Raw genomic sequence first — 26,906 nt, 5'->3', positions numbered from 1 at the left:
GTTTTCCATGGTCAGGCCGCGATCGGCTGGGCCAGTTCGGGTTGGTAGATGTGGGTGTGGGTGGCTATGTAGAAGCCGAGGAGGGGGACTTGGGCGGCTCGGCAGAGGTGGGTGGCGGCGGTGGACCATTCGTTGTCGATGGCGGGTGAGGTGGGTGGGCCGGGGCGGCCCAGGGCTAGGAGAAGGGTGGAGGCTGGGTCGGTGCGGAGGGCGGCGACTATCGGGTGCAGGGCGGTGGCGCAGAGGTCGGGGGCATCTAGGGGCGGGGAGAGGTTGGGGGCGTCCTGGAGTGTGTGGTGGTTAAGGGCATCCTGGGGTGGGCGGAGGTTGGAGGCGTCCTGGGGGCGGCGGTGGTTGGAGGCGTCCTGGGGGCGGCGGTGGTTGGGGGCGTCCTGGGGTCGGCGGTGGTTGGGGGTGTTTTGGGGTGGGGGGTGGTTGGCGAACTCTGTGCGGAGGTCGATGGTTATGACGGCGCGGAAGCGGGCGGTGGGGTCGCAGAGGATGGCGGCGAAGGTGCCGCGGGAGCGCTGGCCGTGGGTGAGCATGAGGTCGATGACGTCGGTGGCGAGGGCGGGGTCGGTGAGGGGGCGGTCGGTCCAGGAGGGGGCTAGGTCGAGGTAGCTCATACCAAGAAGGTGCCGTGGTTTCCGGGCCCGAACGGGGTTATCCACAGGGCAATGTGCCGAGGACCAAATGGCCCAGCTAAACAGCAGAGAAGTGGATCTTCGGGATGGGCCGGTGGGGCCTTAGGCTCAAGCCATGATGACGAACAAGTTCTTGCCGCCCGCGGGGGCGCCGCGCGATCTGTCGATGGCTCAGCTGGCGAACTCGGTGGGCGACGGTGCGTTCGTCGTCACGTCGGCGTTGTTCTTCACGCGAGTGGTCGGGCTTTCCGAGGCGCAGGTTGGCCTCGGGCTGACGATCGCTTGGCTGATCGGGTTCCTGACCGGGGTGCCGCTGGGCAACCTGGCCGATCGCAAGGGGCCGCGGGTGGTCGCCATCCTGCTGGCACTCAGTACGGCGGTCTCCGTCTCCGCGTTCCTGTTCGTGCGGAGCTTCCCGCTCTTCCTGGTCGCGGCGATCGCCTACGCCTGCAGCCAGACCGGCCTGACGGCGGCTCGGCAGGCGTTGCTCGCCGGGTTGATCGCGCCGGCTGAGCGCACGCGGATTCGCGCCTTCCTGCAGGCCACGGTGAACGGCGGACTGGCGGTCGGCGCGCTCCTTGGCGGGATCGCGCTCCGGTTCGACACAGAGACGGCGTACCTGGTGGTCTTTGCGCTGGATGCGGTGAGCTTCTTGATCGCCGCGGCGCTGATCCGCCGGGTGCCCGCGGTCGCGGTGACTGTCCGGGTGCAGGGTGAGCCGCGGCTCGCCGTACTGCGGGATCGCCCGTACGCCGTCCTGGCGCTGCTGAACTCGATCATGCTGCTGTTCATGCCGCTGATCAGCCTGATCGGCCCGCTGTGGATCGTGACGCGGACCGATGCCCCGAGCTGGGCGGTCGCGTCGCTGATGATCGTGAACACGCTCGGCGTGATGGTCTTCCAGGTGCGGGTGGCTCGCAAGGTTCGCGATCTGCGCACTGCAACGAAGTCGATCCGGTACGCCGGGATCGCGATGCTGGCGGCCTGTGGCGTGTTCGCCTTCACCGCGATGGACATGCACCCCGCGGTCGCTGCCGGCGTACTTGTGCTGGCCGCATCGTTGCTGACGCTGGGCGAGATGAAGCTGGCCTCGGGCGCCTGGGAGATCAGCTTCGGACTGGCGCCGGCCGACAAGCAGGGGCAGTACCAGGGCTTCTTCGGTACCGGTCCGGCGATCGCCAGAATGCTCGGCCCGGCGCTGCTGACCACGGTCGTCCTGGGCTGGGGTCCGATCGGCTGGATCATCGTCGGAGCCCTGTTCCTTGGGACCAGTGTGGGAACTGGTCCCGCCGTAAAATGGGCTGCTCGGACGCGGGCCGTCAGCGTGGACGGCCCGGCCGTGGTTGCCTGAGGAGCCTGATGGAGATTCCCGGTCTGGTCGAGGTCACGACGTACGAGGAACTGCGCGAGATCGTCCCGCTGCCGCTGGGGGCCGCGGTGGACAAGGAACGCAAGGAGCTCCACCCGCTGGATCGCAAATGGCTGGCCGCCTCACCGTTCGTGCTGATCGCCACCTCGGCGGCCGACGGCACCTGTGATGTCTCGCCGAAGGGCGATCCGGCCGGGTTCACCCTCGTCCTCGACGACACCACGATCGCGATCCCGGACCGCGCCGGCAACCGGCGGGTGGACGGCTTCGAGAACATCCTCAGCAACCCGCATGTCGGCCTGATCTACTTCCTGCCGGGCCGCACGGACACGCTGCGGATCAACGGGCGGGCCCGAATCGTCAAGGAAGCGCCGTTCTTCGACGACATGATCGTCAAGGGCAACCGGCCGCAGCTCGCGTTGCTGGTGGAGATCGAGGAGGTCTACCACCACTGCTCGAAGGCGTTCCTGCGCTCGAAGCTGTGGAAGCCGGAGACCTGGAACGTCGACGCGGCACCGAGCCGGGCGGAGCTCTCGCAGGCGCTGGAGCGCAAGGACGCCAGTATCGAGGAGCTGGAGAAGTACTACGGCGCCGAGTACGAGGCCAAGATCTACGACGTCAAGTACTGACTACCCCACCCGGCGTACGGCGAGCTACTCCGTGCCGACGATGACACCGCGGGGTCGAGCGCCGTACGGTTCCGTACTGTGAGCACCACTGACCACTACCCCGGGGTACGGCGGATCGCCCTGCCGCTGGCGATGACGGTGCTCACCGTGGCCGGGTCGATCGGCGCCTCGCGGCACATGCAGCTCGATCACCGCCCGGCGGACTGGTTCATGGTGCTGCTGCTCCTGAAGGCTTCGCTGTCGCTCTACTGGCTGCGGACCCACGTGATTCCGGTGCTGTGGGCAACGGTTGCCGCGACGCTGATCTACATGTTGATGCAGTACCCGTACGGTCCGGTGATCCTGCCGTTCATCATCGCGGTGTTCACCACCATCCGGCTGGGGCACCGGCTGAGCGGATGGTCGGCCCTGGCCGCGCTCTACATCGGTCACGTCGGCGGGCGGATGTTGCTCGGCATCAACGAGCAAGGCGTCTATCAGATCCTGCTGGTCGGCTTCTGCTTCGTGCTGCTGGGCACAGTGTCGGAGCTGGCCCGCGCTCATCGGGATCGAGTGACAGCCGCCGATCGCACTCGGCGAGAGGCTGAGCTGCGGCAGGCCAGTCAGGAACGGCTTCGGATCGCGCAGGAGCTGCACGACGTGGTGGCGCACCACATCTCGCTGATCAACGTGCAGGCGTCCACTGCGCTGCACCTGGCCGACAGACAGCCCGAGCAGGCCGTACCGGCGCTCGCAGCGATCAAGGACGCCAGCAAAGAGGCACTGGTAGAGCTGCGGTCGATTGTCGGCATCCTGCGGCAGGAGGACGAGACCGCACCGCGCCAGCCGGTGGCAGGTCTCGATCGGCTCGAGCAGTTGGTCAACCGCACATCCATGGCCGGTCTAGAGGTGCACACCGTCATCCATGGTGAGGCGCGTCCGCTTCCGACCGGACTGGATCGTGCTGCGTTCCGCATCATCCAGGAGTCGCTGACAAACGTCGTACGGCATGCCAAGGCGACCGCTGCGACCGTGCGGATCCAGTACGGCGAGGAATCGCTCGTGGTGCAGGTCGACGACAACGGGCAGTCGCTGACCGGTCCGCCCACCGAAGGCAACGGGCTGGTCGGCATGCGCGAGCGGGCCACAGCGCTCGGCGGGACGCTGGCGACGACCCGCACACCGGCCGGCGGTCTGCGAGTCGTCGCGACGCTGCCGCTAGCCGGGCAGACGCACGTGTGACGGGTTGAGCTCCGCCACGCTGGAGACGCCGAGCAGCGCCATCGTGCGGCGGACCTCCTTCGTGAGGATGTCCGCGGCGCGGGCGACACCCCGCTGGCCGCCGGCCATCAGCCCGTACAGGTACGCACGGCCGACCAGGCAGGCGTCGGCGCCGAGTGCGATCGAGGCGACGATGTCTGCGCCGGACATGATGCCGGTGTCGAGGTAGATCTCGGCGTCCGTGCCGATCGCCTTGCGGACGTCCGGGAGGATGCGCAGCGGCGTCGGCGCCCGGTCGAGCTGGCGACCGCCGTGGTTGGAGAGCACGATCGCGTCCGCACCGGCGTCGACCACGCGGCGGGCGTCGTCGACGGTCTGGATGCCCTTCACGATCAGCGGGCCGTCCCAGATCGACCGCAGCCAGGTCAGGTCGTCGATCGTCATGGTCGGGTCGAAGAGCTTGTCCAGCAGCTCGGCGACCGTGCCGTCCCAGCTGGAGAGCGACGCGAAGGTCAGCGGGCGCGTGGTGAGCAGGTTGGCCCACCAGGCCGGGTGCATCGACGCGTCCAGGACGGTCTTGACGGTCAGCGACGGCGGGATGGTGAAGCCGTTCCGTACGTCGCGCAGCCGTGCTCCTGCAACCGGTACGTCGACTGTCAGCATCAGCGCCTCGTAGCCGGCCGCTGCGGACCGCTTGACCAGGTCCTCACCGGAGTCGCGGTCCTTCCACACGTACAGCTGGAACCACTTGCGCGCGTCCGGGGCGGCCGCGGCGACGTCCTCGATCGAGGTGGTGCCCATGGTGGAGAGCGCGTACGGAACGCCGAGCTGCTCGGCGACCTTGACCACCGCGCTCTCGCCCTCGTGGTTCATCATCCGGGTGAAGCCGGTCGGCGCGAACGCGAACGGCAGCTCCGAGCGCTTGCCGAGGATCGTCGTACCGAGGTCGATGTCGGAGACGTTGCGCAGGATCGACGGCTGCAGCTCCATCTCGGCGAACAGCCGGCGGGCGCGGCTCAGGCTGATCTCGGCCTCGGCGGCGCCGTCGGTGTAGTCGAAGACCGAGCGCGGCGTCCGGCGCTTGGCGATCGCGCGCAGATCCGCGATGGTGAGCGCCTTCTCGAGGCGGCGCTCGGTCGGGTTCGCCGTGATCGGCTTGGCCCGCAGCAGCGGCTTCAGCTCGGACCATTTGGGTAGCTGACGATCGGTCATGGGGGCTCCGGAGCAGGCGGTCCTTCTGTGGTCGGACCACAGCCTACCCTGTGGTCCGACCACACGGGTAGAGTCGTCGGGTGAAGAACTACGAGCTGGTGCTGCATCGGGTCGAGGCCGATCTCGCCGCCGGGCGGCTACGGATCGGCGGGCGGCTGCCGGGAGAGCGTGTGCTCGCCGAGCAACTCGGGATCAGCCGACCGTCGGTGCGGGAGGCGGTTCGGGTGCTCGGGGCGATGGGCGTGGTGCGGACCGCGACCGGGTCCGGGCCGGAGGCGGGCGCGGTGATCGTGGCGGAGCCGGTGTCGCCGTTGACCGCTGTACTGCGGTTGCATCTGGCAACGAATCACCTGCCGATGGGTGATGTGGTGCAGACGCGGGTGCTGCTCGAGTCGTGGGCGGCGCGCGAGGCGGCCGGGCGGTCGCCGGAGTTGGCGCCGGTGCTGGAGTTGCTGGATCGGATGGATGCGCCGGGGTTGTCGCCGGACGAGTTTCATCGGCTCGACGCGGAATTCCATGTGGCGTTGGCGGGGCTGGCCGGGAACGTGTTGATCGCGGCAGTGATGGAGTCGTTGCGGTCGGCAATTCACGGGTACGTGCTGGCGGCCGTGCCGAATTTGCCGGACTGGGAGGCGACAGCGGTCGGGTTGCGGAACGAGCATCGGGCGATCGTCGCGGCGCTCGCCGCCGGAGATGCGGATGGCGCGGCCAAGTTGGTGACCGCGCATATCCAGGGGTTCTATCAGGCGGCCCGGTTGTCCTCGTAGCAGCGCTCGATGGCGGAGCGCGCGGTCCGGCGCAGGCCGAGAACGATGATCGCGCCGACGAGCAGGTGGAAGGACGCCAGACCGAGCTTGGCGCCGAGGCCGATGCCGCCGGTCAGCGGGCCGCTCAGGGAGAGCAGGCAGGAGATCGTGGCAACGATCGTCCAGGCTCTGCGGGCGCCGACGGCGAAGCGCTCGAGGACCGCGAGGAGTCCCCAGGCAGCGAACGCCATCAGGGCGGCGGAGATCACGATGGCGGGAGCGCCGACGTGCTGCAGTACGCCGCCTCGGCGGGCGTCGAGGGTCAGTCCGGCGACGGGGACGAGGATCGCCCACCAGGACGCGGCGGCGATGGTGGTGACGCCGACCACCAGCAACCTGCTCCGATCGGTACGGCGCTTGGCCGGCTTGGTGGTGGGAACGGTCGCGGTGATGGTCTGCATTGTGAGCCTCCGGAAGTGGTTGGTGGGAACACAGTGGCTGAGGGATCGGGGTCGGGGCATCGGCCGGAGGGTTGCGGGGGTTCTACTTTGGTCGGTGGTGGGTGGGAGGCGGGCGGCTTAGGGTCTGGGCATGGAGCAACAAGACTGTTCACCGGCGGGGCGGCGGCGGATCTGGGACGTTTGGGTTGTTGTCGCGATCGGGGTTCTGACCGCGACGACGGTGCTGGGGCGGATGGCGGATACGAGTCATCCGCGGCGGATCGGTCTGGACATCGCGGTGGCGGTGGTCAGTACGGGGCTGATGGTTTTCCTGCCTCGACGGCCGGTGCCGACGGCGTTGGGGTTGGCGGTGCTGGCGGTTCTGTCGCCTGCGGCGACGCCCGCCAGTACGGCGGCGACGCTCGGGATCGCCTTGCGGATGCCGCAGCGGACGGCGATCGCGGTGACTGTGCTTCAGGTTGTGGCGCATTTGGTGCAGGGGGCTTGGCGGCCGATTGCCGGGTTGCCGTTCTTGTGGTTCGCGGTACTGGATGTTGCGGTGCATGCGGCCTTGCTGGGTTGGGGATTGTGGATGCAGGCTCGGCAGCAACTGCTGGACTCGTTGCTGGATCGAGCGCGGCGGGCCGAGGCTGAGCAAGGGCGCCGGGTTGCCGAGGCACGGACGCTGGAGCGGACGAAGATGGCTCGGGAGATGCACGACGTACTGGCGCATCGATTGTCGTTGCTGGCAACGTATGCGGGGGCGTTGGAGTATCGGCCGGACTCGTCGCCGGAGAAGCTCGCACAGGCTGCCGGCGTGATTCGGACCGGCGTGCACCAGGCGCTGGAAGAGCTGCGTGAAGTGATCAGCGTGTTGCGTGACACCGAGGCCGAGGAGGGGCCGGGCGGGCGGCCGCAGCCGACCTTCGCGGATATGGAAGGTCTGGTGGCGGAGTCACGGGCCGCTGGGACGACTGTCTTGTACGACGATCAGGTCACCGAGGCAACGTCGTTGCCCCCGGCAACCGGGCGGACGGCGTACCGGATTGTGCAGGAAGGGCTGACCAATGCGCGGAAGCACGCGGCCGGGCATCCGGTGACCGTGACCGTAGCCGGTAAGCCTGGGGGCGGGCTGCGGATCGAGCTGTTGAATTCCGGATCGAACGGCGTACCGCTGGCGCCGGGGAGCGGCACCGGGCTGGTCGGGCTGACCGAGCGGGTGCACTTGGCCGGCGGCACGCTGGACCATCAGCGGGAGCCCGATGGCGGGTTCCGGCTCGCTGCCTCGCTACCGTGGCCGCTATGAGTGAGCCGACGATCCGGGTCCTGCTAGTGGATGACGATGCGCTGGTGCGGGCGAGCTTGGAGATGATGCTCGACGGGGCGCACGGGATCTCGGTCGTAGGCCAGGCGACCGACGGGGATGAAGTACAGGCGGCGGTTGACGCGCACTTTCCGGATCTGGTGTTGATGGATCTGCGGATGCCGCGGGTGGACGGGATTGTGGCGACCCGGCGAGTGCGGGCGCGGCCGAATCCGCCGGAGGTCGTGGTGCTGACGACGTTCGACACCGATGAGAACGTGCTGCATGCGTTGCGCGCAGGGGCCAGTGGGTTCTTGCTGAAGGACACGCCGCCGGCGCAGATCGTCGACGCCGTACGGCGGGTGGCGGCGGGTGACCCGATCCTCTCCCCCGCGATCACCCGGCGGCTGATGGACCGGGCCGCCACTCAAGCCGACGCACACACGGTCGCGCAGGAGTCGCTGAAGCGGCTCTCACCCCGCGAGTACGACGTGATGCTGGCGGTCGCGCAAGGGAAGGCGAACGCGCAGATCGCGGCCGAGCTGTACATGAGCCTGGCGACGGTGAAGGCGCACATCTCGCACATCCTGACCAAGCTGGAGCTCGGCAACCGCACGCAGATTGCCCTGCTGGCGCATGATGCCGGTCTGGCGTGATCGTCATGGCCCGCGGCAAGCACTAACGTGACCGCATGATCAGGGTGCTGCTGGCGGACGACCAGGCGTTGGTGCGGGCCGGGTTCCGGGCGTTGCTGAACGCCGAGGACGACATCACGGTGATCGGCGAGGTGGCCGACGGCGCGGAGGCTGTCGCGGTGGCGCGGGCCGAGAAGCCTGACGTGGTGCTGATGGACATCCGGATGCCGGGGACCGATGGACTCGCCGCGACACGGATGATCGGCGCGGACGAGACGCTGACGGATGTCCACGTGGTGATTCTGACGACGTTCGATCTGGACGAGTACGTGTTCGAGGCGTTGCGGGTCGGGGCGAGTGGGTTCCTGGTGAAGGACACCGAGCCGGTTGAGCTGTTGCAGGCGGTTCGGGTCGTTGCGCGCGGGGATGCGTTGCTCTCGCCTGGTGTGACTCGTCGACTGGTGGCCGAGTTCGCGAGCCGGAGCCGGCAACCGCATGCGAGCAAGGAGCTCGACGTACTGACCGAGCGCGAGAAGGAGATCGTCGCGCTGGTCGGTGAGGGGTTGTCGAACGACGAGATCGCCGAGCGGCTCGTCGTCAGCCCGGCGACGGCGAAGACGCATGTCAGTCGGGCGATGATCAAGCTGGGTGCGCGCGACCGGGCGCAGCTGGTTGTTGTCGCCTATCAGACAGGGCTTGTGCGCCCGGGGTGGCTCGGCTAACTACAGCGCCAGGGTCGGTGCTTGGTGGGACCAGCGGGAATCTTCTAGTTCGGTGACTATGAAGCGGGCCACGTTGGCTCGGGGTATCTGCCAGCCGCCCTTCGGGGTTTGGGCGTTCTCGGCGCGGATGGATTCGGCGGCCGGAGTGTCCAACAGGCGGGTGGGGCGGACGAAGGTCCAGTCGAGAGCACTCTCCCGGATGATCTCCTCGCCGTGGCGCATGTCGGCGTACAGCTCCTTGACGAGGGTGTGCGCGAGGACGCGGTACCAGAGGGAGAAGTTGGGGTCGTCGGGGCGGACACCGCTGGACGTGATGACGATCAGGCGGCCGTGATCCATCGCGGCGATGAAGGCGCGGGCCGCGTCGGAGTAGAGGTTCAGAGACTTGCGGCCGGGCGCGCCGATGGCTGAGATCACCACGTCCTGACCGGTGACGGCGGCGGCAACCGATTCCGCGTCCCGTACGTCGGCCGCGATCTCGCCGGGGCCCGTCGGACGACGGACCGCGGCGGTGACGTCGTGACCGGCCTGGCGTGCTTGCTCGACGATCAGGCGGCCGGTGCCGCCGTTCGCGCCGAAGACGACTACTTTGCTCATCACATCTCCTGGAAGACGAACAGTGTTCGTTCGACGAACAGTGTACGACATACTCCCGGGGCGGTAGCGCCGATGCCTCCTCCGACCCGACGCGGAGAACGCTCCCCGACCAGCACTGTTGGGGTATGGAAGCGCTCATTGAGGTCACAGAACTGACCAAGCGGTACGGCGACACCCTCGCGGTCAACGGTGTCGACCTGACCGTCCGGCCGGGTGAGGTCTACGGGTTCCTGGGCCCGAACGGCGCCGGCAAGACGACCACCCTGCGGATTCTCACCGGCCTGATCCGGCCGACCAGTGGAGCCGTGCGAGTGCTCGGCGGCACGCCGGGCAGCCCGGACGTCCTCGGGCGGACCGGGTCGATGATCGAGTCGCCCGCGTTCTATCCGTATCTGTCCGGCCTGGACAACCTGCGGTTGCTCGCCGAGTACGCCGAGGTGTCGCGGCAGCGAGTCGACGAGGTGCTGGAGCTCGTCGACCTGAAAGAGCGCTCCAAGGACCGCTTCTCGACGTACTCGCTGGGGATGAAGCAGCGGCTCGGAGTGGCAGCGGCACTGCTGAAGGATCCCGAACTGGTGATCCTGGACGAGCCGACCAATGGTCTCGACCCGGCGGGGATGCGGGACATGCGCCGGCTGATCCGCGAGCTCGGATCCGACGGACGCACCGTGCTGCTGTCCAGCCACCTGCTCGGCGAGGTCCAGCAGATCTGCGACCGGGTCGGCATCATCGACTCCGGCCGGATGGTTGCCGAGCACAACGTCGACGAGCTGCGCGGTGAGCAGGAACTGCTGGTCCGCGCCGAACCACAACAGCAGGCGCAGGCCGTGCTCAGCAGCTTGCTGGGCAGCGGCGCCGTACATCGGTACGACGAGACGCTGCGGGTGCAGGTGGATCCGACCCGGGCGGCCGAGATCAATCGCGTCCTGGTCGAGGCCGGGATCGCGGTCTCCGAACTCCACAGTGCTGAGCGTGCACTGGAGGATCTGTTCTTCGAGTTGACCGCCAATGAGTAGCTACCGGGCGGAGATCCTGAAGCTCCGCAAACGATCCGCGGTCTGGGTACTCTTCGGCGCCGGTCTGATCCTGAGCCTGATCTTCGGCTACCTCCTCCCCTACCTCGGCTACGTCACCGGCGACGACAACCCGCAGACGACCGGCGTTCCGAGGGACGCAGTCCTCGCCGGGATGCTGCCGGCCCGGGTCATCGACAACACGATCGGCGGGTACCCGATCTTCGCCGGTGCGCTCGCGCTGGTCCTCGGCGCGATCGTGATCGGCGGCGAGTACACCTGGGGCACGCTGAAGACGATCTTCACCCAGCGCCCCGGCCGCGCCAAGATCCTCGGCGCTCAGCTGCTCGGCCTCGCCACGATGACCGCCCTGTGGGTACTCGGGATCTTCGCCGCCTGCGCCCTGTGCAGTATCGGTATCGCGGCAGCCGAAGATGGGGCCACGAACTGGCCGGGCGCCCTCGATCTGGTCAAAGGACTCGCCGGCGGCTGGCTGGTCCTGATGACGTGGTGCCTGGCCGGTGCTGCCCTGGCCGTTGCCTTCCGCAACGTTGCACTCCCCATCGGGCTCGGCGTCGTGTGGATCCTTGGCATCGAGACCCTGCTGGCCGGAGTGGTCAACAGCCTGCTCCCCGACCTCAAGTTCCTGTCCAACGCACTCCCCGGCGCCAACGCGGGTTCGCTGGTGTTCGCGGTGACCGGCATGGCCACCGGCGACGCACCTCCCGGCGTACGGGATGCGGTCAGCGGCGGCCGAGCCCTCGCGACCTTGCTGGCCTACTGCCTGATCTTTGCCGGACTCGCCGCATGGATGACCAGGCGGCGAGACGTCACTTGATGCCGGCGTGCACCAGCGCGAGCTCACAGAACATCGCGTTCGCCCAGGAGAACCACTCGCGGGTGAACTGCGTCGGGTCGTCGACATCGAACCCTTCGTGCATGAGCCCCGTGCCACCCGTCGTGTCGCGGAGGAGCTCGAGCAACTGTTGCCGCTCCTCCGCGGACGTGCTCGAAATCCCCTGCACAGCAAGGGCAATGTGCCAGATGTAGCGCGGCGGCGTGTGCGGACTACCGATGCCGGCGGCCGCCGTACCGCTGTAGTAGTACGGGTTCTCCGGGCTCAGCAGCAACTTGCGCGTCGCCAGGTACGTCGGGTCGTCGGGCGCGGCGAAGCCGGACAGCGGCGCGCTCAGCAGCGACGGCATGTTGGCGTCGTCCATCAGCAACGACTCCCCCATCCCGTCCACCTCATAGGCGTAGACCCGCCCGTACGTCGGGTGGTCGACCGTCCCGAACAGCGCGATGCCTTCCTCGATCGCGGACTTCAGCTCCTTGGCGCGCGACGCCAGCGACTCGTCGTCGAGGACCTCGGTCGCGATCTCCTGCAGATAGCCCAGCACCACCGACGCGAACATGTTGCCGGGCACGTTGAACCCGAGATCGGTCGCGTCGTCGCTCGGCCGGAACGCGCTCCACGACATCCCGGTCGGCTTGGTCAGCCGCCCGAGGCCGCCGCGCACCAGGCTGTCCGACGGCCGATCGTCGTGCCGCTGGAACCGGTACGGCGACCGCGCCTCGTGATCCTGCTCGACGGTCCACAGCTCCAGGATCGCCTCGGCCGCCGGCCGGAAGCGCGCATCGATCACGTCGGACCGCCCGGTGATCCGCCACAGCTTGTAGGCCAGGTCGAGCGGGAAGCAGAGCGAGTCGATCTCGTACTTGCGTTCCCACACCCACGGCGACATCTCGGTCTCGTCGGTCGTGTGCCCGGCGCCGTTGGCCTCGCGGTTGAAGGCGTTCGCATACGGATCCAGTACGACGTACTCGAGCTGGCGATGCAGTACGCCGATCAGCACGTCCTGCAGGCCCGGATCGTCCTTGCACAGCAGCAGGTACGGTCGCAGCTGAGCCGCGGAGTCGCGCAGCCACATCGCCGGGATGTCGCCGGTCAGCACGAACGTCGTACCGTCCGGCAGCCGCTCGGCCACGGCCGGCAGGTTCTCGGCCATCGACCGCCGGAACATCTCCGCGATCACGTCGTCCCCACTGGCCGCGCGGACCTTCTCGGTGGCACGGGCCAGCACGTCGGGATCGATCATCTTTGTCCATCTACCTTTCAGCAACGAGTTCGCGTTCCGGCGAGAACGTGTGGTCCAGCACCAGGCTGCCGGCGCCGATCGCGCCGGCGTCCGCACCGAGCGCCGTACCGGTGACTTCGACGCCGTGGATCGTGCGGAGGGTGAATCGGCTCCGCAGCGCGGCCCGGACCCGGTCGGTCAGCAGCGGGGCGAGCTGCTCGAAGTACGGGCCGCCGAAGACCACGCGGTCCAGGTCGAGCAGGTTCGCCACGTCCTCGACCACTTTGGCGATCCGCTCGGCGAGTGCCGTGATGATCTCGGCCGCGGCCCCGGGCCCGGCGGCGGCCAGCGTACACAGCTCGGTGAAGGCGGCGTCCACCGCCTGGCGATCGTCGAGGTCGATGCTCTGGGCAAGCACTCCGGCGGCGACGCCCTGCTCGACCAGGTAGCGCGGCCGGCTGCTCTCGCCGACGCAGCCGCGACGTCCGCAGAAACAGACCGGGCCATCCGGGTCGGCGATGACGTGGCCGATCTCGCCCGCGTTGCTCGATGAGCCGCGGACGACCTCGTCGCCGAGCACCACCCCGACGCCGACGCCGGTCCCGAGGTAGAAGAAGACGAAGTTGCCCGGTCCGCTGATCCACTTCTCGGCCGCGGCCGCCGCGGTGACGTCCTTGTCGAGGAGCACGGGCATCCCGGTGCGTTCGCGCAGCTCGTCGCGGAGCGGCACGAGGTGCCAGGCGGACAGGTTCGGTGGGTCGACGACCACTCCGCGCTCGACGTCGATCGGCCCGGGTGCGGCGATCCCGACCCCGATCACTCGGCTGCGCAGCGCCGCGGACTCCTCGATGATGGCTTCGACCGTGTCCGCGATCGCGTCGATCAGCACCTTTGGATCGTCGTTCTCCGGAGGTGCGAGCTGTCGGCGTGCGGTCACCTGACCGGTGAGATCAAGCAGTACGACGGTCACGACCGCGGGATCGAGGTGGACGCCGACGGCGTACTGGCCGGTGGGCTCGAGCTCGAGGAGCGTGCGGGGTTTGCCGAGGCCGGCGCTCTTCTGCCGCCCAGCCTCGCGAAGCAGGCCGGCGTCGAGCAGCCGGCGGGTGATGTTCGAGATCGCCTGCCCGGACAGGCCGGTCGCAGTGGCGAGCTCGACCCGGCTGAGCTGCGCGCTTCGGCGAATCGCGTCCAGGACCACTGCGTCGTTGTACCCACCGACGCGATCCAGATTCGTCCCGCGGCGAATGCTCATCCGGAGACCGGGTCGGCGCCCCAGGGTCGCGCCCAGTCGTAGTGGATGGTCTCTGCCCCACTGCGCCAGGCCGTCGGCGTGGTGTTCACCAGCCAGTCCGCTGGCTCGATCCCACCCCGGTCGCCGCCGTCGAGGGCCAGCCGGATCCCGGCCCGCAGTGCGCGATCCGTGCGCTCGGTGCGGGCTGCCGGATCGATCGACAAGAACAGCGCGGTCCCCGATCGGGCGACCAGATCGAGGAACCGCTCGTTCAGCTCCCAGGGGGTCTGCGGAGTGCACGGCACACAGTCGGCGTCGACGGTGAAGAACCGCCCGTGCTGCGGCAGGCGGAACGCGAGCGTGTTGACGCCCATCTTGCGCGTCCGCTCCCAGTCCCGCCCGGAGGTGTCGTCACCAGTGCGCTGGACGTCGACCAGCCCGGCCGCGAGATGGCCGACGGTGTTGCACCCAATCAGTACGACGTCCTGGGCGGCGCTGCGGATCTCGCGATAGAAGGCGAGCAGGATCTCGGCCGTGGTCCGGCTCGGGTCGTGCAGTTGCCAGCCGCTCGCGGTGAGCCGGGAGCCCATCGCCGGTCCGAAGGCGCCGAACACGTCGTACGTGCTGAAGTCGTGCTTGACCAGCTCGAAACCCCAGTCCTTGAACCGGGTCAGGTCGTTGCGCACCAGGTCCAGGACCTCCGGGTACGACGGGTCGAGCGCTCGGCCCGGCTTGTCGTGCGGACCTTGGCGTCCCCACGGACCGGCTTCGCGCACCAGCAGTGGGCGGAACCACAGTCCCGGACGGGCGCCGATCGCGCGGATCGAGGCCGCCGTACCGGCTAGGTCGTCGAAGATACCGGGAATGCCTTGATCCCAGGGTCCGCCGGAGGCGATGCCGCCCGGGTACCAGCCGTCGTCGACCACGCTGAACGGTTTGACCGGGTGCCCGTCGGCGAGCTCGACGATCGTGGCGGCGTCGGTGAGGACGGCCTTCTCGTCGAAGTTCTCGCCGTACGCGTAGTACCAGTTGTTGGCCCCGACCACCGGCGCGGGCTCAGGTCGCGCCGGCAGTCGGGAGCTCATGGTGGCGACCGCTGCGTCGAGGGTCTGCCAGGGAGTGCCTGCATCGTCGAACGATTGGACGGTAGCCGCTCGGAGGGTCCGGCCGTTCAGGTGGGTCGGGCCGCCGCCGTTGCGGAGGTCGAGCCAGAGCGTGCAGCCACCCGCGTCGACGGTCCACGCCGCGAAAGCGCTTGGCTGGACCTCGACCCCGGCGCCGGTTGTGCGTCCGGTGGCCGGGTCGTGGACCAGGAAGTACCACGGGAGCAGACGGTCGGGCTGCTGATGCCGCCACTGGAGGTCGCCGTACGAGCGTTCCCAGGCGTCGCCGAGGATCAGGGCGCCGGACGGCAGCGGTTCGGACCAGCGGAGCGCGACGCGGGTGACCGAGTCCGCGGTGACCTCGACCGTGCCGTCGGTCCAGCCGACCTCGACGCCGCCCGCCGACCAGAGGCCGTTGCGGCGGGCCTCGATCAGGTCGTCGCCGCTCTGGACGAAGACCGCGCTGGGTTCTCTCACCTGACCCCCTCGACTTTCCCCATTGACTTTAGTTAGTGGGTCGAAGGAGCGTCAAGACGGCCTCCACGAGGCGGTCGACATCGGATTGATCTGTGTACGGCGCGAGTCCGGCGCGGACTGCGCCCTCGGTGAGGCCGAGGTGGCGGGCGGGTTCGTAGGCGTAGAAGGTGCCGGCCGGGGCGTTCACTCCGGCCTTGGCGAGGTGCTCGGCGACCGCTTGTGGTGAGTGACCGGCGACTGTGAAGAGCAGGGTCGGCGTGCGGAGAGCGGCATGGCCGTAGAGGGTGATTTCGGGGATGGCCTTGAGGCGGGCTTCGAGGTCGTCGCGGAGGGCGTCCTCGTGCTCCTCGATCAGGCGGAGGGAAGCGTTCAGCCGCTCGCGGCGGGTCGTGCCCTCGCCGCCTAATCCGGCGATGAAGTCGACGGCGGCCGTCGTACCGGCTAGCAGCTCGTAGGGCAGCGTGCCCAGCTCGAAGCGCTCCGGTACGACGTCGGACGAGGGCAGGAGCTTGTCCGGGCGGAGGGTTTCGAGCAGCTCGGGGCGCGCGGTCAGCACGCCGAGATGCGGGCCGAAGAACTTGTACGGCGAGCAGACGTAGAAGTCGGCGTACGACGTATCGGCCGGGGCGTGGGCGGTCAGGTGCACGCCGTCGACGTACAGGAGCGCGCCGGCCTCGTGGACCTGCGCTGCGATCGCCTCGGTGTCGGGCCGGGTGCCGAGCAGGTTGGAGGCGCCGGTGACGGCGACCAGCTTCGTGCGCTCGGAGAGTAGCGGCGTCAGGTCGTCGAGCTCCGACGTCTCGCGGTCGAACCCGAGCCAGCGGACGGTCGCGCCGACTGCCTCCGCGGCCTGGACCCAGGGGCGGATGTTCGCGTCGTGATCGAGGCGGGTGACAACGATCTCATCGCCGGGTCCCCACGACTTGGCGAGCGTCCGGGAGAAGTCGTAGGTCAGCTGGGTCATGCTGCGGCCGAACACGATTCCTTCGGGCGTCGACCCGAGCAGGTCGGCCATCGCCGTCCGGGCGTCTCGGACGATGCCGTCGGCGCGACGCTCGGCCGGGGTGAGCTGGCCGCGGTTCGCCAGCGCTGAGGTGAGGGTGGCCGCGACCGCGTCGGCGACCGCCTGCGGGGTCTGCGAACCACCGGGGCCGTCGAAGTGCGCTGCACCCTCACCGAGTGCAGGGAACTGCTTGCGGACCGCAATGACATCGAAGGCACCCATGCCGGCCATCCTCTCCCGCCGAACCGGTTCTGAGCCAGGGTCTGCCCGGAGCCGGACAAACCTGTGCCCGGATCCGGAAATCGCAGTACGAATTGTCGGCGGGGTGGTGCAGGATGTCAGGAGTGAGCACCCCGACGACTACTGACACCTCCGCGATCCCCTTGCGGGCCTGGCTTCCGACCATGCTGACCCTGGCCGCCATCTGGGGTTGCAGCTTCCTGTTCATCTCGGTCGGCGTGCGGGAACTGCCGCCGCTCTACCTCGCCCTCGGCCGGGTCACCGCGGGCGCGATCGTGCTGCTGCTGTTCCTCGCGGTCAAGCGCGAAGCACTCCCCCGCGACCGGCGACTGTGGGCGCACTCGTTCGTGGTCGGCGCGGTCGGCTCGGCGATCCCGTGGACCTTGTTCGGCTACGGCGAGGAGCGGATCCCGTCGCTGCTGGCCGGCATCTGGAACGGCATCACCCCACTGGTCGTGCTGCCGATCGCCGTACTGATCTTCCGGACCGAGCTCTTCTCACTGCAGCGCGGACTCGGCCTGGTGATCGGGTTCGTGGGCATGCTCGTCGTCCTCGGCGCCTGGAACGTGAACGCCGGCGCCGACCTGACCGGTCAGCTCCTCTGCATGCTCGCCGCCGTCTGCTACGGCATCGCCGTCCCGTACCAGAAGCGCTTCCTTGCCGGCAGCAACGTCTCCGGCACCGCGCTGTCGGCCACCTTGTTGCTGTGCGCAATGGTCCAGCTCGCGATCGTGGCCCCGATCGTCACCCGGCAGGCTCCGCCCGCACCGTGGTCGCTGTCGATCGAGGTGCTCGGCAGCGTGCTGGCCCTGGGCGCGCTCGGCAGCGGCATCGCCTTCGTCCTGAGCATGCGCAACATCCGCCTCATCGGCGCCAGCCGGTCCTCCATGGTGACCTACCTGATGCCGGTCTTCTCGATCCTGGTCGGCGTGATCATCCTCCGCGAGCACCTCACCTGGTACCAGCCGGTCGGCGGCCTCGTCGTCCTGCTCGGCGTCGCCATCTCCCAAGGCGTCTTCAACTCGTTCAAGCGCAAGCCAGTGGTCGTCACCCCGGAACCCGCAGCCGAGGTGCGGTGAGTTAGCGGACCGCCCCCACTCACCAACCTCGGAGTCCGCAGCGGCCGCACGCTCAGCAGAGCCTTCAGGCAGCACGCAGGAGCGAGTTGGTGAGTGGGGGAAGTCCGCTCGCCCGCTCGATCGCGGAGACCACCCACTGTCCGTCGTACCGGATGTCCTCCCAACTGAAGCGGAGGATTCGCCAGCCGCGGACCGTCAGACCGACCTGCCGTCGGCAGTCTCGGGCGAACGCCCGCCGACTGCCGTGGAACTCGAACCCGTCCGCTTCGATTCCGAGCCGAAGTCCGGGGTGCGCGAGATCGATCCGGGCCGAGAACTCCAGGTCCCGAACCTCCCACTGCGGCACGAAGCCCTCGAGGCCCGCCTCGATCAGCAGCGACCGTACTCCCGACTCGAGCACCGACTCGGCACGAAGGTCGGCAAGCCCCGCGACGTAGAGAATGCGCCGCCGATGAGGGCCGCGAACCGAGGCTGCGGCCTGCAGCAGTTCGTCGTGGTCGAAGGCACCCATGCGCAGGGCCGAGTCGGCCACAGCGAGTGCCTCCGCGAGGGGCAGGGTGCGAATGCAGTCGAGCACAGTCCGGACCGGAGTAGTGACGTCATCGATGGCGGCGACGTCGGCCCAGTGCAGCGTGCACGGAAGGCCGGTCAGACGCCGGACCCGACCTGGCGGCAGAGTGACGTGTGGGAGTACTGGGCGGTCGATCACCCCGAACCCCCAGTGCTCTGCTGCGCTCAGGTGGGACACCACGCCGCCGTGACTCCGGGCCGCGGTCAGCGCGGCCGGCGACGTCGGCAAGGCGTAGACACCTTTGGCGACCCGACGGATATCACCACCGGCCAACGCGGCGCGGACGGCTCGTCCGGACATCACGGCGCGAAGGTCGCTGAAGGTCGCGACTCCACCCCGTCTACTGAGTAGTTCGGCAACTTCTGTCATGCCTTCATCGTGATTGCTCGCGCCGATGAGCGTCGGGCGTTATCCACAGGCGGACCGCTAACACTCACCAACCCTCTCAGAGGGGTGGCGCGGCGAGTCGGCTGAGCGTGCGGCGACCCTTTCCGGCGAGGTTGGTGAGTGGGGGCGGTCCGCCCTTCACCGACGACGAAGGTTCGGGAGCGCGGCGACGACTACGGCGACGAGGGCGAGGAAGGCGCCGGCGACGACGGTGAAGGTGACTGGTTTGTCGGCGGCGGGGGCCAGGAGGTCGATTGCGAGGCTGGCGATGAGTTGGCCGGCGATCGTGCCGAGGCCGAGGACGAAGACGCCGACCACGCGGACTACGGCTGCGGCCACGCTCATGAAGATCACGCCGCAGGCGCCGCCGAGGTAGAGCCAGGGGTTGCCGGGCAGGGCGTTCGGGGCGCCGCGGAGGGCGAGATCGACGCCGAACACGATCAGCAGGGCGACGAAGCCGACGCCGAAGTTGACTGTGCCGGCCGCGACGGCGCCGTAGTGGCCGCCGGCGGCGGTTTGTGCGACCCGGCCGTTGATGGCCTGCTGGACTGCTGTCGCGACACCACCGAGGGCCGGGAGGATCGCGAGCAGCAGACCGCTCGGGTGGCCGAGTTGGTCGGAGACTGCGAGGACGACGGCCACCACGGCGAGTCCGGCGCCGACGATTCGCAGGGTGCTGAACTCCTGACGACCGGCCGGGCCGAAACCGAGGCGGTCGACGATCAGGCTGCTGCCCGCCTGTCCGGCGACCACCGCAACGATGAAGACCGCGACACCGAGCACCTGCACGGTGATCGACTGGATCGCGACCAGCCAGGCGCCGCAGAGGCCGCCGACGCACTGCCACCAGCGCAGGCCTCCGGCGTTCAGCGGATCACGGATGGCGTGCCAGACGTTGGCGAGCGAACGACGGATTCCTGGCACGAGCGCCGCTGCGATCGCCAGGATCACCGAGCCGGTGCCGAAGGAGATCAGTGCGGCGAGGATCCCGTCGCCGAGCAGTTTGCCCAGTCCGCCGTTCAGCCGGGACTGGATGGCGAACAAGGCTCCGATACCGAAGGCGGCGGCCAGACCGGCGGCCTGCTGCCGACGGGCCGAGACTTCGGGTCGGTGAGCGGTAACAGTCACCTAACCATCATGACCGTTCCACCTGATGCACCTGACACCAGGTCCAGCTGCTGAACGCTAGCTGCGCCGGATCAGCGCCAGGTACATCGCGTCGGTGCCCTGGCGGTGCGGCCACAACTGCACGTCGGGACCGTCACCGAGCGCGGGCACGTCGGGGAACAGCTCCCGGGCGTCCTCGAGCGTGGCATCGTCCCGCTTCGCCAGGACGGCGTCCACGACCGCGCGAGTCTCGTCATGGTGCGGCGAACACGTCACGTAGGCAACGACTCCGCCCGGACGAACCGAGGTGATCGCCGAGTCGAGCAGGTCCTCCTGCAGCGGTCGCAGCTCCTCGATGTCCTCCGGTGTACGGCGCCAGCGCGCCTCCGGTCGACGTCGAAGCGCGCCGAGCCCGCTGCACGGGACATCGGCGAGGACGCGGTCGAACGAACCCTCAGGCCAGGTCGGCTTGGTGCCGTCGCCGACCAGCACCTTGTGATCGCCGGGGATGGCACGCAGGTTCGCGCGAACGAGCTCGGCGCGGTGTTCGAGCGGCTCGACTGCCGTCAACGCTCCGTCCCGCTCCTCCACCAGGGCCGCGAGCAGCGCCGACTTCCCGCCAGGACCGGCGCAGAGGTCGAGCCACTCGGTGTCCGAACCCTCGATCGGCGCGTTCGCCAGCGCGAGCGCGACCAGCTGCGAACCCTCGTCCTGCACCCCGGCGCGGCCGGTTGCCACGGCCGCGATCCGGCCCGGATCACCGCCGCTCTGCAGGACAGCGGCGTACGGCGAGAACTTGGCGCGACTGGCGCCGGCCTCGATCAGCTCGTCCACCGTGGCGAGGCCGGGGCGGGCGACCAGCGTGACGCGCGCCGGTTCGTTGTCGGCGTCGAGGAGATCTTCCAGCTCGTCGTCGTCCAGCAGTTGCGCGAACGCCTCGACTTCCCAGGTCGGGTGCGCCTTCGCGACCGCCAGGTGCAGCAGCCGGTTCTCCTCGATCGACGGGGCGACCGTGTCGATCCATTGGTCGAACGTGCGCTGGCTGATCTTGCGCAGTACGGCGTTCACCAGGCCGCTGCGCTTGTGCCCGATCTCGGCGCGGGTGAGCGTGACCATCTCGTTGACCGCGGCGTACGAGTCGACGCGCATGCGGAGCAGCTGGTGGGTGCCGAGCGTGAGGATGTCGAGCAGTTCGGGGTCCAGCTCGTTCAGCGGGCGATCGACGCAGCGGGCGAGGAACGCGTCATACGTGCCTTGCCAGCGCAGCGTGCCGTGGACGAGCTCGGTGCAGAACGCCGCGTCGCGGCCGGCGAGGTGGGCGTCACGCAAGGCACGGTTGAGCACCAGGTTCGCGTAGCCGCCTTCGGAGGTGACCTGGCGGATCACCCGATAGGCGACCTGCCGCACCTTGTCGGGCCGCTTCTGCGGCTCGCGGTTACGCGGAGTGCGGTCACTCACCGAGCTTGTCCTCTTCGGTGATACGAATGCCACGGGCCCAGTCGGCGGCGGCCATCGGCTTCTTGCCCTGCGGCTGGACGGTCAGCAGCTCGACCGCCTTGCTGCCGGTGCCGATCACCACGCTCGATTTGGTTGCCCGCAACTCCCCTGGCTTCAGTTCGTCGTCGGTCAGCCGGACCGCGAGCACCTTCAGCCGCTCACCGCGGAACGTCGTCCACGCACCCGGCGCCGGGTTGCAGCCGCGCACCAGCCGGTCCACGCGGAGCGCGGGCGCGGTCAGATCCAGCTCGGCGTCCTCGACGTTGATCTTCGGCGCCAGCGAGACGCCCTCGGCCGGCTGCTCCTGCGGCTGCAGGATGCCGTCCTCGATGCCGTTCAGCGTGTCCACCAGCAGCTTCGAGCCGGACTCGGCCAGCCGGCCGAGCAGGTCACCCGCGGTGTCGGTCGGCCCGATCGGCTCAGTCAGTACGCCGAACACCGGGCCGGCGTCGAGCGCCTTCACAATCCGGAACGTGCTGGCTCCGGTCACGTCGTCGCCGGCGATGATCGAGTGCTGCACCGGCGCGGCACCCCGCCAGGCCGGCAGCACCGAGAAGTGCAGGTTGACCCACCCGTGCTCAGGAATGTCCAACGCTGCCTGCGGCAACAAACCGCCGTACGCGACGACCGGGCAACAATCCGGGGCGATCTCGGCGAGCTGGGCCAGGAAGGCGGGATCGCTGGGTTTGGCCGGCTTCAGGATCTCGATGCCGAGCTCCTCGGCGTACTGCGCGACCGGCGACGCGACGAGCTTGCGCCCGCGCCCGGCCGGGGCGTCCGGACGCGTGACCACGGCGACAACTTCGTGGCGGCTGGCAACGATCGCGCGCAGTGCGGTGACCGCGGGTTCCGGCGTACCGGCGAAGACGACTCTCACAGCGCACATCCGTTCGCGAAGCTCACAGGCCGAATCCGTTCATGGGGTGGGGCGAGACCTTGATCTGCGGTGGGCCGGACAGGCCGGACCACTCGGCTTCGCGGATCGCCTTCATCGCTTGTTTGCGGGTGGCGGTGTCGAGGCGGTCGATGAAGAGGATGCCGTCGAGGTGGTCAGTCTCGTGCTGGATCGCGCGGGCCAGGTACTCGGAGCCTTCGATGACGACCGGGTCGCCGTACATGTTGAAGCCGCGGGCGATGACGGACTGGGCGCGGCGGCAGTCGAAGGTGAGGCCGGGGATCGACAGGCAGCCTTCGGGGCCGAACTGTTCGTCGTCGGACAGGGTGAGCTCAGGGTTGACGAGGTGCCCCAGCTCGCCGTCGACGTGGTACGTGAAGACGCGCAGTCCGACGCCGATCTGCGGTGCGGCGAGGCCGGAGCCGGGCGCTGCCTGCATGGTGTCCGCGAGGTCCGCGACCAGGCGGCGCAGCTCGGCGTCGAAGTCGACGACCGGCACCGCCTTCGTGGTCAGGACGGGGTCGCCGAACAGACGGATGGGTTGGACCGACACAGACTCTCCACAACGTTCACTGACCAGGACTGAGCAAGTCTAGTGCGCCTGCGGCGGCGGTCCTGAGCGGGAGGGGGCTGCCAATTGTTGCCTCAGACACGTACTGTGGTCTCAGGCGTACCTACAGTCACTGTCGTCCCACGCCTCACGGGAGTCACAATGCCCACAGCAGCACGGGGGGCCACTGCGTTCGTCCTGGGTGCACTTCTGGCCCAGGCGCCCCTCACCGCGTTTGCGTACCAGCCTCGCGAGACGGAGCCGGCCGTCGTACCGGCCGCGGAGTCGTGGAGTGAGTTGCGCCAGCAGGTGATCGAGACGTCACCGGACGAGCTGGAGGCTTCGGACACGGAGACGCAGGCCGCATCGGTGCTGCGGTGTTTCAAGCTCGAGGAGGAGCACTACTGCCTCGGGCTGGGGTTCGTGGACGAGCTTCCGACCGGCGCGCAACTCCAGGACGTCGTGAGTACGCCGGATGTCTCGGCGGACGAGGCGGACGGGGTCGAGCAGGACATCGACACCGGCGACCAGGCGCCGCAGGACTTCGTCGCCGAGCGGGCGGCGATGCCGAAGGACGCGCGGGTGGAGGTCGAGCTCGACGAGATGCGGACCGCGTGGGAAGGCCGCGAGAAGGCGCGGGCGCTCCGGCTGCTCGAGGTCTCGCCGGATGAGCGGACCTCGGCTGACGCAACGCCGGCTCCGACCCCCACGCCGACGGCGACGCCGACTCGTACGACGCCGACGGCCGGCCCCGGCACACCGACCCCGGCTCCGCAGCCGCCGGTGCAGGTGGTGAAGCCGCCGAAATCGTCGTACATCATGAAGGGCTTCCAGACCTCGCAGGAGAAGGGGTACTGGTGCGGTCCGGCGACGTTCCAGTCGATCGACTGGGCCGACGACCAGCAGAAGGACACCCAGGCCTCGTGGGCCAAGGACCTCGGGTCGACCAGCTCCGGCACCGGCATCACCGCGATGGTCAAGCAGACCAATCTGAAGACCGACTGGGACGTTGCCGCGGGCACCTACGTCGTGCAGAACGTGTCGCACTGGAACGCGCAGAAGTTCTTCACCGTCCACCAGAACCACCTCGGGGACGGCAAGCCGGCGCCGGTGATCGAGCATGTGCAGCTGCTGAAGCGGTACTTCCCGTACCTCGCCTTCAACCACAGCGGGCACTACCAGGTCGGCCGCGGATACGACCGGACCAAGGGCACCATCGCGATCTTCGAGGTGTTCAACGAGCGCCGGTTCAACAGCCGCGGCAATACGACTGACGGGCCGAAGAACATCCCGGCGTCCGCGCTGTTCAACGCGACGCTGGCCAACTCCTTCCAGAACATCGGACTGTGACCTGAATGCGTCGTACCACCGTTGCCGTCGGCATCCTGATTCTCCTCGGTGTGGCCGGCTGTTCGTCCTCCAGCGACTCGTCGAAGCCCTCCGCGCCGGGCACGACCAGCACTCCCGCGCCGAGTTCCGCGACACCGCCCGCGCAGACCAACACCGCCGTACCGGTCTGGGCGAAGGTGTTGCGGCAGCCGGTCGACGGGCAGCATCTCGTCACCCAGCAGCGCAAGTGGGTCGTGACGCGGAGCAGCGACGAGACGGGCATCACGACAATCGTCGACAAGGCGAGCAAGAAGGTGGTCGTGCGGCACGTCCCGGCCACCGGATTCGTCGCGCAGTCGCCGGTGGTGATCGACGATCGGTGGGCGCTGGTCGAGGACATCCGGTCCGAAGGCTCCGACCCGCAGATCAACCTCGTCCGGTATGACCTGAGCACCGGCCGCAAGACCGCGCCCGGCGGGTTGCCCAAGATCTCGGAGCCGGAGATCGGCGCGTACGACGGGACGTTCGCCTACAGCTCGACCGACGCGAAGAACCGGTCCTGCCTGATCGTCGCGTCATTGGCGGCATTGTCGTCGCGGACGGTCGGGTGCGTGGCCGCGCCCGGGTACGTCGCTGATCCGGTGGTGTCGGCGGATTCGGTGACCTTCAGTGAGATCGCTGCGCCGGAGACTGCCAAGCGCTGCAAGCGGGTGCTGACTGCTTCGTTGTCCGGTGGGCCGGCGCGCCCGGTGCCGGCGGCAACCAAGTGCATCCAGTGGAGTGGCGCCTCGGTGGGTGGCGCGACCGTCTGGTCCGAGGTGGCCGCGTCGGATCCGGATCAGTACCAGAGCAAGGCTTATCTGCGGGAGTCGGCGGACGCACCGGTCCGCGCGCTCGGCGCCGTGGCGACCGACACGATCCTTGCCTGCGGCAACTGGATTCTCTGGGAGACGCGGACGGTCGGCAGCACCGGCGAGGAGTCGTTCCAGATCAACCGGTGGACCGCGGGGCTGGACAAGCCGCAGCGGATCTACAGCGGCAAGCCCGGGATCGCGCTCACGCCGATGACGTGCCAGGACAACACGGTGTACGTCGAAGCCGCCGACCTGTCCGGGAGCCCGACGTACACCGAGGCCATTGCCGCTACTGCGAGTTAGACCGTGAGCCCACGGTCGCGCAGGTGCGCGCGGAGATCGGCGGCGCCGGTGAAGAGTTCGGCGTCCATCCCGACCGCGCGAGCGCCGTCGACGTTGTACTGCATGTCGTCGGTGTAGAAGGTGCGCGCCGGGTCGAGGCTGTAGCGCTCGAGCAGGATCCGGTAGATCTTCTCGTCAGGCTTGACCGTCTGCTCGGTCCCGGAGACCACCTCGCCGTCGAAGGAGGCCAGCACCGGGAACGCCTCCTGAGCCACCGCCCACTTCTCGTGCGAGAAGTTGGTCAACGCGTACGTCGGCAGTCCGAGCGCCTTGAGATCGCTCAACAGTTCGACGGTGTCCTCGAAGACGCCCTTGACCATCTTCAGCCAGCCGGTGTCGTACGCCTCGATCCACTCGGCGTGCTCCGGGTGCTGACCGGCCAGCTCGGCAACCGCCTCGGACCAGGTCCGGCCGGCGTCCTGCTGCCCGTTCCAGGCCGGTGTCGCGACCTCGGTCAGGAACCGCGTCCGTTGCTCTTCGTCCGGGATCAGCTCGGCGTAAAGGTAGTCCGGACTCCAGTCCAGCAACACCCCGCCGATGTCGAACACCACCACGTCGATCGTCCGCTCAGTCATGCCGACAACCCTACGTGGCACGGTTCGGAGCGGCGGCCTTGATGGTTCGCAGGATGGGCACGGTCTCGAGCGCGGTGATGTGTTCGATGGTGCTGATGCGGTTGGTCAGATAGGCGTGGAGGGCGTCGGGGCCTGCGCAGAGGGCGTGAGCAACGAGGTTGGTGCGGCCGGTGGTGGCGGCGACGAAGGCGAGTTCGTCGTGAGTGGCGAGGGCGCGGGCGACGGCTTCGGTGTGGGCGGGTGGGACGGAGAGCCACAGCATGGCGGCGGTGGTTGCGCCGAAAGCGGTCGGGGCTACGTCGACGTCGAAGAAGATCGCGCCGCTTGCCTCGAGGACGGCGAGGCGGCGCGCGACGGTGGCGGGCGCCCAGCCGGTTTCGCGGGCCAGGTCTGTGAGGGTGGCGCGGCCGTCGTTGCCGAGGGCTGCGAGCAGCTTCTGGTCGGTAGGGAGGATCTGCGCGGTCGATAACTCGGCGAGCCGCTCAGAGAGTGCTTTCTCCTGTTCCCGGGTGAGCGTTGTCGCGCGGGCACCCCAGGCGGCCGGGCCGCCGACGTACAGGTGAAGGAGATAGTGCGCGGAGACGGACGTGACGCCGGCCGTGCGCGGGATGTCGTGCAGGAGGAGGGCGTTGCCGTCGGTCGGTGTGGTGTGGACGATGGCCATGATCTCGGTGCCGCCGGAGGCGAGCTTGATCCAGCTCGTGTCGGTACGGCGAGAGAGCGCGCTCGCGAGGTCTTGCGCGGCGCGCGGAGTCGCCGTCAGCCGGACCAGCCACTGGGATCGGCCGGCGCGATGCGGATCCGGCAGCCCGATCACGCGCAGTCCGGCCTCCGTACGTAGCCGTTGGTAGCGCCGCGCCACGGTCTGGGTGGAGACGCCCAGCACGGCACCGATCCGGCTGTACGGCGCTCGCCCGGCGACCTGCAGCGCGTGGATCAGGCCACGATCGATCTCGTCCAGCATGGAAGGATCATGACGCAAGGCGCTCTCTGATGGAAGATCACTGCACGCTCAACCCTCCAGCTGGAACCACGACCGGCCGGTCCGCGACCGTACTGCCACCGACACTTTGGA

General features: G+C 68.8%; 27 protein-coding genes. 12 read left to right on the top strand and 15 right to left on the bottom strand.

Annotated features, from left to right (window positions below; translation table 11 throughout):
• Positions 1-11: 11 nt before the first annotated feature.
• Positions 12-626 carry a hypothetical protein gene (locus ABZS29_RS18835; protein ID WP_355463520.1) on the bottom strand — a complete coding sequence of 205 codons (615 nt, stop codon included), beginning with the start codon at positions 624-626 and terminating at the stop codon, positions 12-14.
• A 133-nt stretch (positions 627-759) separates the two neighbouring features.
• Here ABZS29_RS18835 and ABZS29_RS18830 point away from each other — a divergent pair, with 133 nt between their 5' ends.
• From ABZS29_RS18830 to ABZS29_RS18820, 3 genes are all read left to right on the top strand, one after another.
• Positions 760-1,995 carry an MFS transporter gene (locus tag ABZS29_RS18830; protein WP_355463519.1) on the top strand — a complete coding sequence of 412 codons (1,236 nt, stop codon included), beginning with the start codon at positions 760-762 and terminating at the stop codon, positions 1,993-1,995.
• 8 nt (positions 1,996-2,003) lie between these two features.
• Positions 2,004-2,642 carry a pyridoxamine 5'-phosphate oxidase family protein gene (locus tag ABZS29_RS18825; RefSeq protein ID WP_355463518.1) on the top strand — a complete coding sequence of 213 codons (639 nt, stop codon included), beginning with the start codon at positions 2,004-2,006 and terminating at the stop codon, positions 2,640-2,642.
• A gap of 78 nt (positions 2,643-2,720) precedes the next feature.
• The gene (locus ABZS29_RS18820) at positions 2,721-3,863 is read left to right on the top strand and encodes a sensor histidine kinase (protein WP_355463517.1); all 1,143 of its coding nucleotides are present in this window, start codon (positions 2,721-2,723) and stop codon (positions 3,861-3,863) included.
• On the opposite strand, the gene ABZS29_RS18815 is transcribed toward ABZS29_RS18820, so the two are convergent.
• Positions 3,840-5,054, bottom strand: coding sequence for an alpha-hydroxy acid oxidase (locus ABZS29_RS18815; protein ID WP_355463516.1), 1,215 nt, complete (start codon positions 5,052-5,054; stop codon positions 3,840-3,842). The genes ABZS29_RS18820 and ABZS29_RS18815 overlap by 24 nt on opposite strands.
• 80 nt (positions 5,055-5,134) lie before the next feature.
• On the opposite strand from ABZS29_RS18815, the gene ABZS29_RS18810 reads away from it, so the two are divergent.
• A complete protein-coding gene (locus tag ABZS29_RS18810) occupies positions 5,135-5,821 on the top strand; it encodes an FCD domain-containing protein (protein ID WP_355463515.1) in 687 nt (228 codons plus the stop codon).
• On the opposite strand, the gene ABZS29_RS18805 is transcribed toward ABZS29_RS18810, so the two are convergent.
• Positions 5,797-6,261, bottom strand: a complete 465-nt coding sequence (locus tag ABZS29_RS18805) for a DUF6069 family protein (protein ID WP_355463514.1) — start codon at positions 6,259-6,261, stop codon at positions 5,797-5,799. The two genes, ABZS29_RS18810 and ABZS29_RS18805, sit on opposite strands and share 25 nt — an antisense overlap.
• Positions 6,262-6,391: 130 nt before the next feature.
• Here ABZS29_RS18805 and ABZS29_RS18800 point away from each other — a divergent pair, with 130 nt between their 5' ends.
• From ABZS29_RS18800 to ABZS29_RS18790, 3 genes are read left to right on the top strand one after another with little or no spacing between them, the layout of a single operon-like run.
• The gene (locus tag ABZS29_RS18800; RefSeq protein WP_355463513.1) at positions 6,392-7,546 is read left to right on the top strand and encodes a histidine kinase; all 1,155 of its coding nucleotides are present in this window, start codon (positions 6,392-6,394) and stop codon (positions 7,544-7,546) included.
• Entirely contained in the window at positions 7,543-8,199 is a 657-nt protein-coding gene (locus ABZS29_RS18795) for a response regulator transcription factor (RefSeq protein WP_355463512.1), read from the top strand. Before ABZS29_RS18800 ends, ABZS29_RS18795 begins: the two co-directional genes overlap by 4 nt.
• A 35-nt stretch (positions 8,200-8,234) precedes the next feature.
• Positions 8,235-8,900: a response regulator transcription factor gene (locus ABZS29_RS18790; RefSeq protein ID WP_355463510.1), complete on the top strand. Its 666-nt coding sequence runs from the start codon at positions 8,235-8,237 to the stop codon at positions 8,898-8,900.
• On the opposite strand, the gene ABZS29_RS18785 is transcribed toward ABZS29_RS18790, so the two are convergent.
• Positions 8,901-9,497: an NAD(P)H-binding protein gene (locus tag ABZS29_RS18785; RefSeq protein WP_355463508.1), complete on the bottom strand. Its 597-nt coding sequence runs from the start codon at positions 9,495-9,497 to the stop codon at positions 8,901-8,903. It lies immediately after the preceding gene.
• 125 nt (positions 9,498-9,622) lie between these two features.
• Between ABZS29_RS18785 and ABZS29_RS18780 the strand changes: the two genes are divergently transcribed.
• A complete protein-coding gene (locus ABZS29_RS18780; RefSeq protein WP_355463506.1) occupies positions 9,623-10,513 on the top strand; it encodes an ABC transporter ATP-binding protein in 891 nt (296 codons plus the stop codon).
• Positions 10,506-11,348, top strand: a complete 843-nt coding sequence (locus tag ABZS29_RS18775) for an ABC transporter permease subunit (protein WP_355463504.1) — start codon at positions 10,506-10,508, stop codon at positions 11,346-11,348. The genes ABZS29_RS18780 and ABZS29_RS18775 overlap by 8 nt, the downstream gene beginning before the upstream one ends.
• On the opposite strand, the gene ABZS29_RS18770 is transcribed toward ABZS29_RS18775, so the two are convergent.
• Genes ABZS29_RS18770 through ABZS29_RS18755 form a run of 4 tightly spaced genes read right to left on the bottom strand, consistent with a single transcriptional unit; the run spans position 11,341 to position 16,627 of the window.
• Entirely contained in the window at positions 11,341-12,609 is a 1,269-nt protein-coding gene (locus ABZS29_RS18770) for a glycoside hydrolase family 125 protein (RefSeq protein ID WP_355463502.1), read from the bottom strand. The two genes, ABZS29_RS18775 and ABZS29_RS18770, sit on opposite strands and share 8 nt — an antisense overlap.
• A gap of 10 nt (positions 12,610-12,619) precedes the next feature.
• Positions 12,620-13,843: an ROK family transcriptional regulator gene (locus tag ABZS29_RS18765; RefSeq protein ID WP_355463501.1), complete on the bottom strand. Its 1,224-nt coding sequence runs from the start codon at positions 13,841-13,843 to the stop codon at positions 12,620-12,622.
• Complete coding sequence (locus ABZS29_RS18760) at positions 13,840-15,402, bottom strand: hypothetical protein (protein WP_355463499.1); 1,563 nt, start codon at positions 15,400-15,402, stop codon at positions 13,840-13,842. The genes ABZS29_RS18765 and ABZS29_RS18760 overlap by 4 nt, the downstream gene beginning before the upstream one ends.
• 28 nt (positions 15,403-15,430) lie before the next feature.
• Positions 15,431-16,627 (bottom strand): cysteine desulfurase-like protein, encoded by a 1,197-nt coding sequence (locus ABZS29_RS18755; protein ID WP_355463498.1) that lies wholly within the window; start codon positions 16,625-16,627, stop codon positions 15,431-15,433.
• 122 nt (positions 16,628-16,749) lie between these two features.
• On the opposite strand from ABZS29_RS18755, the gene ABZS29_RS18750 reads away from it, so the two are divergent.
• The gene (locus tag ABZS29_RS18750; protein ID WP_355463496.1) at positions 16,750-17,724 is read left to right on the top strand and encodes a DMT family transporter; all 975 of its coding nucleotides are present in this window, start codon (positions 16,750-16,752) and stop codon (positions 17,722-17,724) included.
• 64 nt (positions 17,725-17,788) lie between these two features.
• On the opposite strand, the gene ABZS29_RS18745 is transcribed toward ABZS29_RS18750, so the two are convergent.
• The 5 genes from ABZS29_RS18745 to def all read right to left on the bottom strand — a co-directional run bounded on the left by ABZS29_RS18745 (position 17,789) and on the right by def (position 22,734).
• Positions 17,789-18,664: a type IV toxin-antitoxin system AbiEi family antitoxin domain-containing protein gene (locus ABZS29_RS18745; protein WP_355463494.1), complete on the bottom strand. Its 876-nt coding sequence runs from the start codon at positions 18,662-18,664 to the stop codon at positions 17,789-17,791.
• Between the two features lie 156 nt (positions 18,665-18,820).
• A complete protein-coding gene (locus ABZS29_RS18740; RefSeq protein ID WP_355463492.1) occupies positions 18,821-19,810 on the bottom strand; it encodes a DMT family transporter in 990 nt (329 codons plus the stop codon).
• Positions 19,811-19,867: 57 nt separating this feature from the next.
• A complete protein-coding gene (locus ABZS29_RS18735) occupies positions 19,868-21,247 on the bottom strand; it encodes a transcription antitermination factor NusB (protein WP_355463490.1) in 1,380 nt (459 codons plus the stop codon).
• A complete protein-coding gene (gene fmt / locus ABZS29_RS18730) occupies positions 21,240-22,163 on the bottom strand; it encodes a methionyl-tRNA formyltransferase (protein ID WP_355463488.1) in 924 nt (307 codons plus the stop codon). The genes ABZS29_RS18735 and fmt overlap by 8 nt, the downstream gene beginning before the upstream one ends.
• Before the next feature lie 22 nt (positions 22,164-22,185).
• On the bottom strand, positions 22,186-22,734 hold the full coding sequence (gene def, locus ABZS29_RS18725) for a peptide deformylase (RefSeq protein ID WP_355463486.1): 549 nt from the start codon (positions 22,732-22,734) through the stop codon (positions 22,186-22,188).
• 159 nt (positions 22,735-22,893) lie between these two features.
• Between def and ABZS29_RS18720 the strand changes: the two genes are divergently transcribed.
• Both ABZS29_RS18720 and ABZS29_RS18715 read left to right on the top strand, forming a co-directional pair.
• The gene (locus tag ABZS29_RS18720; protein ID WP_355463484.1) at positions 22,894-24,081 is read left to right on the top strand and encodes a C39 family peptidase; all 1,188 of its coding nucleotides are present in this window, start codon (positions 22,894-22,896) and stop codon (positions 24,079-24,081) included.
• A 5-nt stretch (positions 24,082-24,086) separates the two neighbouring features.
• Entirely contained in the window at positions 24,087-25,217 is a 1,131-nt protein-coding gene (locus ABZS29_RS18715) for a hypothetical protein (RefSeq protein ID WP_355463482.1), read from the top strand.
• Here the strand turns inward: ABZS29_RS18715 and ABZS29_RS18710 are convergent.
• Positions 25,214-25,831: an HAD family phosphatase gene (locus ABZS29_RS18710; protein ID WP_355463480.1), complete on the bottom strand. Its 618-nt coding sequence runs from the start codon at positions 25,829-25,831 to the stop codon at positions 25,214-25,216. The two genes, ABZS29_RS18715 and ABZS29_RS18710, sit on opposite strands and share 4 nt — an antisense overlap.
• A gap of 10 nt (positions 25,832-25,841) precedes the next feature.
• Entirely contained in the window at positions 25,842-26,795 is a 954-nt protein-coding gene (locus ABZS29_RS18705; RefSeq protein ID WP_355463477.1) for an AsnC family transcriptional regulator, read from the bottom strand.
• Positions 26,796-26,906 lie beyond the last annotated feature (111 nt).

Source organism: Kribbella sp. NPDC005582, from assembly GCF_040605415.1.
GTDB lineage: Bacteria > Actinomycetota > Actinomycetes > Propionibacteriales > Kribbellaceae > Kribbella.
Note: the sequence above shows the minus strand (reverse complement) of the source record. Positions and strands in the feature narration are given on the sequence as shown.

Excerpts from the sequence above, each read along its gene's own strand:
- ABZS29_RS18755 (WP_355463498.1), bottom strand. The coding sequence starts at position 16,627 with ATGGGTGCCTTCGATGTCATTGCGGTCCGCAAGCAGTTCCCTGCACTC.
- ABZS29_RS18715 (WP_355463482.1), top strand. The coding sequence starts at position 24,087 with ATGCGTCGTACCACCGTTGCCGTCGGCATCCTGATTCTCCTCGGTGTG.
- ABZS29_RS18825 (WP_355463518.1), top strand. The coding sequence starts at position 2,004 with ATGGAGATTCCCGGTCTGGTCGAGGTCACGACGTACGAGGAACTGCGC.
- ABZS29_RS18790 (WP_355463510.1), top strand. The coding sequence starts at position 8,235 with ATGATCAGGGTGCTGCTGGCGGACGACCAGGCGTTGGTGCGGGCCGGG.
- ABZS29_RS18785 (WP_355463508.1), bottom strand. The coding sequence starts at position 9,497 with ATGAGCAAAGTAGTCGTCTTCGGCGCGAACGGCGGCACCGGCCGCCTG.
- ABZS29_RS18710 (WP_355463480.1), bottom strand. The coding sequence starts at position 25,831 with ATGACTGAGCGGACGATCGACGTGGTGGTGTTCGACATCGGCGGGGTG.
- ABZS29_RS18765 (WP_355463501.1), bottom strand. The coding sequence starts at position 13,843 with ATGAGCATTCGCCGCGGGACGAATCTGGATCGCGTCGGTGGGTACAAC.
- ABZS29_RS18805 (WP_355463514.1), bottom strand. The coding sequence starts at position 6,261 with ATGCAGACCATCACCGCGACCGTTCCCACCACCAAGCCGGCCAAGCGC.
- ABZS29_RS18830 (WP_355463519.1), top strand. The coding sequence starts at position 760 with ATGATGACGAACAAGTTCTTGCCGCCCGCGGGGGCGCCGCGCGATCTG.
- ABZS29_RS18775 (WP_355463504.1), top strand. The coding sequence starts at position 10,506 with ATGAGTAGCTACCGGGCGGAGATCCTGAAGCTCCGCAAACGATCCGCG.
- ABZS29_RS18815 (WP_355463516.1), bottom strand. The coding sequence starts at position 5,054 with ATGACCGATCGTCAGCTACCCAAATGGTCCGAGCTGAAGCCGCTGCTG.
- ABZS29_RS18800 (WP_355463513.1), top strand. The coding sequence starts at position 6,392 with ATGGAGCAACAAGACTGTTCACCGGCGGGGCGGCGGCGGATCTGGGAC.
- ABZS29_RS18720 (WP_355463484.1), top strand. The coding sequence starts at position 22,894 with ATGCCCACAGCAGCACGGGGGGCCACTGCGTTCGTCCTGGGTGCACTT.
- ABZS29_RS18745 (WP_355463494.1), bottom strand. The coding sequence starts at position 18,664 with ATGACAGAAGTTGCCGAACTACTCAGTAGACGGGGTGGAGTCGCGACC.
- ABZS29_RS18770 (WP_355463502.1), bottom strand. The coding sequence starts at position 12,609 with ATGATCGATCCCGACGTGCTGGCCCGTGCCACCGAGAAGGTCCGCGCG.
- ABZS29_RS18705 (WP_355463477.1), bottom strand. The coding sequence starts at position 26,795 with ATGCTGGACGAGATCGATCGTGGCCTGATCCACGCGCTGCAGGTCGCC.
- ABZS29_RS18795 (WP_355463512.1), top strand. The coding sequence starts at position 7,543 with ATGAGTGAGCCGACGATCCGGGTCCTGCTAGTGGATGACGATGCGCTG.
- ABZS29_RS18780 (WP_355463506.1), top strand. The coding sequence starts at position 9,623 with ATGGAAGCGCTCATTGAGGTCACAGAACTGACCAAGCGGTACGGCGAC.
- ABZS29_RS18835 (WP_355463520.1), bottom strand. The coding sequence starts at position 626 with ATGAGCTACCTCGACCTAGCCCCCTCCTGGACCGACCGCCCCCTCACC.